The organism is Microcoleus sp. Pol12B4 (genome assembly GCF_036701385.1).
Taxonomy (GTDB): Bacteria; Cyanobacteriota; Cyanobacteriia; order Cyanobacteriales; family Microcoleaceae; genus Microcoleus.
The window spans coordinates 5,226-13,536 of record NZ_JAUBQR010000184.1; the positions used below are offsets into that span (position 1 = coordinate 5,226).

General features: G+C 45.1%; 5 protein-coding genes. 2 read left to right on the top strand and 3 right to left on the bottom strand.

Going from position 1 to position 8,311, the window contains the following annotated elements:
- Positions 1 to 83: 83 nt before the first annotated feature.
- Entirely contained in the window at positions 84 to 1,094 is a 1,011-nt protein-coding gene (gene chlG, locus QUA38_RS21850; protein WP_333165495.1) for a chlorophyll synthase ChlG, read from the top strand.
- Positions 1,095 to 1,332: 238 nt separating this feature from the next.
- Positions 1,333 to 3,885: a penicillin-binding protein 1A gene (locus QUA38_RS21855; RefSeq protein ID WP_333165497.1), complete on the top strand. Its 2,553-nt coding sequence runs from the start codon at positions 1,333 to 1,335 to the stop codon at positions 3,883 to 3,885.
- 23 nt (positions 3,886 to 3,908) lie between these two features.
- Here QUA38_RS21855 and QUA38_RS21860 read toward each other — a convergent pair whose 3' ends face one another.
- The 3 genes from QUA38_RS21860 to QUA38_RS21870 all read right to left on the bottom strand — a co-directional run.
- Positions 3,909 to 5,258, bottom strand: a complete 1,350-nt coding sequence (locus QUA38_RS21860; RefSeq protein WP_333165500.1) for a 16S rRNA (cytosine(967)-C(5))-methyltransferase — start codon at positions 5,256 to 5,258, stop codon at positions 3,909 to 3,911.
- A 192-nt stretch (positions 5,259 to 5,450) separates the two neighbouring features.
- Positions 5,451 to 6,167 carry a Uma2 family endonuclease gene (locus QUA38_RS21865; protein ID WP_333165501.1) on the bottom strand — a complete coding sequence of 239 codons (717 nt, stop codon included), beginning with the start codon at positions 6,165 to 6,167 and terminating at the stop codon, positions 5,451 to 5,453.
- Between the two features lie 167 nt (positions 6,168 to 6,334).
- A partial coding sequence (locus QUA38_RS21870) for a tetratricopeptide repeat protein (protein ID WP_333165503.1) occupies positions 6,335 to 8,311 on the bottom strand: 1,977 nt, incomplete at its 5' end.

Below are 8,311 nucleotides of genomic sequence, written 5' to 3' on the forward strand. Positions count from 1 at the left end.
CTTAAATATCAGTGGTATCCTATCAGAATTATTATTGAAACGCAGAACGACACAATAGTAGCAGAACCGCTAACATCACACTTATGTCTGACTCTACTCCATCCCAAATCTCCCCAGAAGCTGCGCCGGAAAGTGCTGCTACCGAAAACCGCAGTGCCAAAACTCGGCAACTGTTGGGCATGAAAGGGGCCGCTAGCGGGGAAACATCCATCTGGAAAATTCGCCTGCAACTGATGAAACCGATTACCTGGATTCCCTTAATTTGGGGCGTGGTGTGCGGGGCGGCTTCTTCTGGAAACTATGTTTGGAACCTAGAAAATTTCTTGATCGCAGCAGCTTGTATGTTGATGTCAGGGCCGTTGCTGGCCGGGTACACTCAAACTTTGAACGATTTTTACGATCGCGACATCGACGCCATTAACGAGCCCTACCGTCCGATTCCCTCCGGTATCATCTCGATTCCGCAAGTAGTAACGCAAATTTTGGTATTATTAGCCGCTGGCATTGGGGTGGCTTATGCTCTAGACTTGTGGGCGGGCCATGAATTCCCGATAATGACTGTTTTGACTCTCGGCGGCGCGTTTCTAGCTTACATCTACTCTGCGCCCCCGCTGAAACTCAAGCAGAATGGCTGGTTGGGAAATTATGCCCTGGGTGCTAGCTACATTGCCCTGCCTTGGTGGGCGGGTCAAGCTTTGTTTGGTACACTAGATCCCACCATTATGATATTGACCCTGTTTTACAGTTTGGCAGGGCTGGGGATTGCGATCGTCAACGATTTCAAAAGTGTTGAAGGCGATCGGCAATTAGGGTTAAAATCTTTGCCAGTGATGTTTGGCATCAGTACCGCAGCTTGGATTTGTGTGTTGATGATCGACATCTTTCAAGCTGGGATTGCAGGCTACCTGATCAGCATCCACCAAAACCTTTACGCTGTCATTCTGCTGCTGCTGATAATTCCCCAAATTACTTTTCAGGATATGTACTTTTTGCGCAATCCCCTTGAAAATGATGTTAAATATCAGGCAAGTGCTCAGCCTTTCCTGGTTTTGGGTATGCTGGTAGCAGCCTTGGCACTGGGTCATGCGAGTTAAGCAGAGTTGTGAGGTTTGAGTTAAAAATTTTGAATTCAAAAAATCTAATTCACTTCTCAAAAAAATACCAAGCTCTGCAGCATTAAGAAAAGTTTTGAATTTTGAGTGGTGAATTAAATTTTTTTTAATTCAAAAAACCTAATTCAAGGCAGCGTGTTATTCAATAAAAAATGTCGAATTAAAAATTAAAAATTTAAGAAAGCTAGCTTTTTAAATTTTTAATTTTTAATCGGACTTGATGAGGTTTGAAGGTCTGAACGTGGCAGAATTTTTCTCAAATATCAAAGATACATTGAGCAAAGTCACTAACGCAATAAGCGGTAATTCTGATCTAGAACCGCCCAAGGCTGCGAAGGGCAATAAGCTCAACTCGCCGGAATCCGAGGCGCAATTTTATGCACAGACAAGGGATGAGCGAGCCGAGTATGTGGTATCAGAAGATGCTGCACCTCCAGAAGAGTCTGAATATTTAGAGTCTGAATATTTAGAGCCAGAATACGCTCGATATCCAATAGTCAAGCGCGATTGGGAAGGATTGAAGCGCTTAATTGCTTGGTTGGAAATTGAACCTCAAGTTACCAGCTTGCAAACCAAGGGAAAAGAATTGTTGCGGCCGACATTAAGTTTGCTGGGAACTAAATCACCCCAAAAATCCGATAGTAGCGAATTTGCGGAAAATAGCGAATCGCAGAACACCCAACTGCCGATAAATACCGCACTACAGGAAAATAGCGCACCGCAGGAAAATACTAAAAAACGTGTCCCCCGCCGTCCTAGATTTTGGATAAGTTTAGGTGTTGCCAGTATAAGCGGGGGCGCTTTAATCTACTGTTTATGGATTTTGTACACCTTAGACAAAGGTTTGCCGGATGTTAACGATTTGTCAGCCTTTAACCGCGACGGAACGATGACAATTAAGGCAGCAGATAATACGATTTTGTTGCAGTCTGGGCCGGCAACTAGAGATAAACTGAAACTTCAAGAAATTCCACAATTGTTGGTTAAAGCTTTTATTGCTATAGAAGACCGCCGTTTTTACAAACATCGCGGGGTGGATTATCAAGGTATTATGCGCTCGATTGTTTCTAACTTGATAGAAAGAGATTTAGTGCAGGGCGGCAGTACAATTACGCAACAATTGGCTCGCGTTGTTTTTCTTAATCAGGAAAGAAGTATTAGGCGGAAAGTCCGGGAAGCTCTTTTAGCTCAAAAAATAGAGCGAGAGTTGAGTAAAGACCAAGTTTTAGAACGATATTTAAATCTAGTTTATTTGGGTTCGGATGCTTACGGTGTGGCAGATGCGGCTTGGGTTTTCTTTAGCAAAACAGTCGATAAATTAAATTTGGCAGAAATGGCAACTTTGGCGGGTTTGCCACCGGCACCGAGCGAATATTCGCCTTTGGTTAATCCGGATATGGCTAAAAAACGCCGCAATATTGTGCTGCAACAAATGCAGGAAGCGAAGGTAATTACAGAGGTTCAGGCGAAGGAGGCGATGGCGGCACCTATGGCGGTTAAACCAAGTGCGCCGAAGCGATTTAAAGTAGTCGCGCCTTATTTTGCTAGTTACATTCGGAAGGAATTGCCGCGCTATGTTTCTAAAGATGCTTTGGAAGCTGGCGGTTTGACTGTTGAGACGACGGTGGATTTGAAGTGGCAGAAAATAGCGGAAAAGGTGGTTAAAGATGCGATCGAAGTTGATGGCCGCCGTCAGGGTTTTGAACAGGCCGCTTTAGTTTCTATGGACACTAAGACTGGGGAAGTCAAGGCGCTGGTAGGAGGTGGAAATTTTAAGGAAAGTCAATTTAACCGTGCTACACAGGCTTTGCGGCAGCCCGGATCAACGTTTAAAGGGTTGGTTTATGCGGCAGCGATGGCGGCTGGTTTTTCTCCCTATGACAGTTACGAAGACGAACCAATTATTATCGACGGCTATCAACCGAATAATTATGGCAAAAAATTTAGCGGTTGGCGATCGATCTCGGATGCTTTGACGAGTTCGGTGAATGTCGTAGCTGTGAAGGTGTTGATGGATGTGGGGTTTGAACCGGCGATAAAATTAGCCAACGATATGGGGATTAAGTCTAAATTGAGTCCTATTTATTCCCTGGCTTTGGGTTCTTCGGAAGTGAATTTGCTGGAGTTAACCAATGCTTACGGTACTTTAGCCGCGCAAGGGAATTTTATTGAAGCCCACGGAATTAAGCGGGTGATTAATCAGCGGGGAGATGTGATTTATCAGGCTAATTTTAAACCGAAGCGGGTTTTGGATAAGGATAGTGCTGCGATTACTACTTGGATGTTGGAGGGTGTTGTGCAAAACGGTACGGGAGGGCCTGCGGCTTTAAACGATCGCGCTGTAGCAGGCAAAACTGGTACTTCCGAAAATGTCCGGGATTTGTGGTTTATTGGTTACATTCCACAGGTTGTGACTGGGATTTGGCTAGGGAATGATGACAATTATCCGACTTGGGGAACTAGCGGTACGGCGGCGTATAATTGGCGAGATTTTATGAGTCAAGCTGTTAAGGGAATGCCGGTTGAGAAGTTTCCGAAGTTGCCGGAGTTGGAAGGTCGCAAAGGCAGTATTAAGGCCAAACCTGTGGAGCCTAAGAGGATTATTCGGGGGATGATTGTGAATGAGGATGGTGCGATCGTCCCTTACAATCCTCATCCTGAACCGAAGTATTACCCACCGCAAGAGCCTGCTTATCAAGAACCTGCTTATGAAGAACCTGCTTATCAAGAGCCCGCTTATGAAGAGCCTGCTTATCAAGAACCGGGATATTAAACTATCGGTTTGGAGTAAGGACCTTACTGCTTTTTCAAGTGCTTTAGCCTCACCATAAAAAAGCCGTCCATGTGATGTCTGTGCGGCCACACTTTCACCCATCCTTCGGGTGATGGCTGTACGGGTAAATCAATAGTTGGCGGTTCTATTTGCCAGTTGGGATTGTTGTCTAAGAACGATCGAATAACTGTTTCATTTTCCAAGGGATGAATTGTGCAAGTTGCATAAACTAATACGCCGCCGGACTTGACAAATGTAGCTGCATTTGCTAGCAATTCCGATTGCAGTTGAGATTGTTGTTGAATGTTTTCGGGCGTGTGGCGCCAGCGGGCGTCGGCCCGGCGGTGGAGGGTTCCCAGGCCAGAACAAGGTGCGTCTAGTAAAACTCTGTCTGCGAGGTTAACAAACTCTGGAAAATGGCGGCTGTCTCCGGTATGAATTTTAATAGATTTCATCTGGAGTCTGTCTGCATTTTCTTTAAGTTTTTTGAGTCTGCTGGCGGTTTTGTCGCAGGCATAAATTGTGCCTTCATCCTGCATTAATTCGGCGCTGTGGGTGGTTTTTCCCCCCGGCGCGGCGCAGGCGTCGATGATGGTTTCCCCTGGCTGGGGCGCTAGTAAATGGGTGACTAATTGAGCGCTGCTGTCTTGAATTGTCCACCAACCTTCGCTGTATCCGGGGAGGTTTTGAATTGCGCCGATGCTGCCATTTAGTCTTAATGCTTGTGGCAAGTTGGGGATTCTGCTAGTTGAGATGTTGTGGGATTTGAAGGCAGCTTCGATTTGGGCGAGCGAGCTTTTTAAGGGATTGATTCTCAGGTCAATAGTGGGGGATTGGTTGAACCATTCACAGAGTTGTTCGGTTTCGGTTTCGCCTATTTGTTCGATCCACAATTTTACCAGCCATTCGGGAAAGCTGTGCAGAATTCCTAGGCGTTCGACGGTTGATTTATAATTCGTAACTGTTAATGGGTTTAAGTTGTTATCTGTTAAACGGATGTATTGGCGCAACAAACCGTTGACAAAACTGCTGAGTCCTGAAAATCCGTTTTCTTTTGCTAGTTGAACGGTGGTGTTGACGGCGGCGGAGGGGGGAATCTGGTTGAGATATTCGAGTTGATATAAGCCTAAATGTAGGATGGTGCGGAGTTCGGGCGGTTGTTGGGAGGATTTCTTTGTTGCTAGTTTGTCGATGATGAAGTCGATCGATCGCATTCTCCTGACGCTACCGTAAACTAATTCTGTCACTAAACGCCGATCGAGGTCGTTGAGTTGAGAATTGCTGAAAGCGCGATCGAGTGCGGCATCGGCGAATGCACCGCGGCGGTGGACTTCCCGGAGTGCGAGAAAGGCTATTTGGCGGGGATTTTGCATGGCGGCTTGCTGATAGGTCAAGTTATTATAGGTTGTTTGAGGATTGAAAATAAAAAATAGAAATCACGGCGATTGAAATCGCATCTATACAAACAAAGATAAGACGGCGATTGAAATCGCGCCTATACAAACGATATCCGCCTCTGCGGACGGAAGAAAATAACCCGGTTTTAACCGCCCGGTCTTTTTTGTTCAAATTTCGTCGGGATTGATGCCCATTTCTCGCAATTTCTCGGATAGGCGATCGGCTTTTTGCTGTGCTAACTCTTTATCTTGCCGTTCTTGTTCCATTTGTTGCTGTGTTAGTTCCATTTGTCGCTGTGCTGATTCTTGTTGTCTTGACAACTCCACATAAGACAAAAACTTCTGTCCATCAGGCCGATAAATTTCCAAGTCTCCCGATTCAGTTTGAAAACGGATCTGCAAACGCGGACTCACCCAACCATCCATTAATTCAATATAGTTGAGTTTTCCATCAGAACGCAGCCAACCAATTAATTCATTATCCTCTGGACTGTAGACATAATATTCTTCGACTCCATAATCCTGGTAGAAATTAAACAGCTTAAACAGTGCTCCGATTCGATTTTCCGGCGAGAGGATTTCAAAGACCACTTGCGGCGCAATATTATCTTCAAGCCACTGTTGGTAGGAACCTCTGTAACCTTTCGGTCTGCCAAACACTACCATCGTATCAGGTGCTTGGCGAGTTTTGTTATCTCCTTCCACGGGATACCACAGCAAATCACCTGCTACAAAGACATTTTCGTTGTCTTTGTATAAGGCATCTATTCCACCTTGAATGGTGACAATTAGTTCAAACTGTTTGGTATTGTCAGACATGGGTTTTCCGTCGCTGTCTGGGTAGATGATTTCTGCTGAGGTTTTAGTTGGAATTGTTGCGGTCATGGGGATGAGTCCTTTGCTAGTATCATCAATTTCTATTTTATATCTATTTTATAGGACTTACGCATGGGGTCCAAAAACCGGGTTTTTTTACGAAAATACTTCGTTCGTACTCGAAGATTAGGTAAAAAACCCGGTTTCTTTGTCGGAGTGCGTAAGTCCTGTTTTACTTATTCTGCTTTTGTTGAAACCAACGGTTCTAATAAATTGCGTTCTTCTATGGGAAGTTCTAGCAAAACTCGTCTGTCTGCCTTTGTTTCCTTATAGCGGACAGCCACATTCAGCAGGCGGATGGGAATTTTTAATTCTTCGTACTTGCTGGTTAGTTCTTGCCACAATTCTAACCAAGTGCGTGCGGCTTTGTCGCTTACCATTTCTGACATAAGCGCGGGAATGTTTCGCACAATTCCATTTCCTAAAAGTGAGAGAGATTTGTGTTTTTCGTAAACTGCAACTAGCCTGGTGATGCGATTTTTCCATATCGCTGCATCGTGCGTGTTTGCGAACAGGTTGCTGGTAATTAACTCGGCATCATCTGCATCAGCTTCCTCGCCTGGTTCTAAGCGTTGGAATGCGTCGTATAAGGCGGCGATACCTTCATCCCAACGATTCAATCCGAGAAGGGCAATGGCGCGATAGAAGAAGACGGATGAATCTTTATCTTCAAGTGCGATCGCTTTATCGCAAGATATTAAAGCTTCTTCATAGCGGCCGAGATTATTCAGTACAAAACCTCGATTAGCCCAAGCCCAGTCATAATTGGCATCAATTTCGAGCGCCCGATCGTAAGATTCTAAGGCTTCATCATAGCGCTTGAGGTTGTCTAGTACATTGCCCTGTAAAACCCAAGCCGGCTGATAATTGGCATCAATTTCGAGCGCCCGATCGAAGGATACTAAGGCTTCATCATAGCGCTTGAGGTTGTCTAGTACATTGCCTCGGAAAACCCAAGCCCACTGATAATTGGCATCTAGTTCGAGCGCCTGATCGAAGGATACTAAGGCTTCATCATAGCGTTTGAGGTTGTTGAGTACATTGCCTCGATGAGCCCAAGCCCACTGATAATTGGCATCTAGTTCGAGCGCCCGATCGTAAGATTCTAAGGCTTCTTCATAGCGTTTGAGGTTTTTGAGTAGATTGCCTCGTAACACCCAAACAGGCGAATCATTGGGATCAAGCTCTATCGCCCTATCGTAACATTCTAAGGCTTCTTCATAGCGTTCGAGGTAGTGGAGTACATTACCTCTGTTAGCCCAAGCCCACTGATAATTGGCATCAAGTTCGAGCGCCCTCTCGTAAGATTCTAAAGCTTCTTCATAGCGTTTGAGGTTGTCGAGTACATCGCCTCTGCTAGCCCAATCCCACGGATCATTGTCGTCAAGTTCGATCGCCCGATCAAAAGATTCTAAGGCTTCTTCATAGTGTTTGAGGTGGTTGAGTAGATAGCCTCGCTTAGCCCACTGCCACGGATCATACTCGTCAAGTTCGATCGCTTTATCGAAGGATACTAAGGCTTCATCATAGCGTTTAAGACTTTCGAGTACATCGCCTCGATTTGCCCAAGCCCTGGCATAATTCGAGTCAATTTCAATAGCTTTTTCTAAACATTCCAAAGCTTCATCGTAGCGTTCCAGGCTATTTAAACAGCGTCCCTTTTCTACCCAATCCCTTGCCTCGCCACGACTTGTTACCAATTTTTCCGCATATTCTAAAGCCGAAACATAGTCTTTCTGTTCAATACAATTTTCAATTTCATCAAAATAAGCCTTCAGACGCGGGTCTTCCTCATTTCTCTCAATAGCCTCAAGCGCCCGCGTATAATATTCTCGTTCCATCACAGCATCAGGTGGAATCGGTTTCAAACCTTGCCGATACATAAAATGACTTTCTTTCTCCGCCAAATCAACATCTGCCATCCTCAATCCCAATCGCTGCTGCAACTCTTGCCGCGTATACCAAACCCGAATAAAATCCACAATTAATTGAATCGGTTGATTTCGCTGCTTCTTTACCTCAAGACAAAAACGCATCAAGGGTTCTCGCAATTCATACCACGATTCCCGTCCTATCTCCTCAGTTTTTACATAACCCTTATCTCGCAAATCTTTAAGTTGGCTAGATACAGTTCGCTGCTCAATAAAACAGCG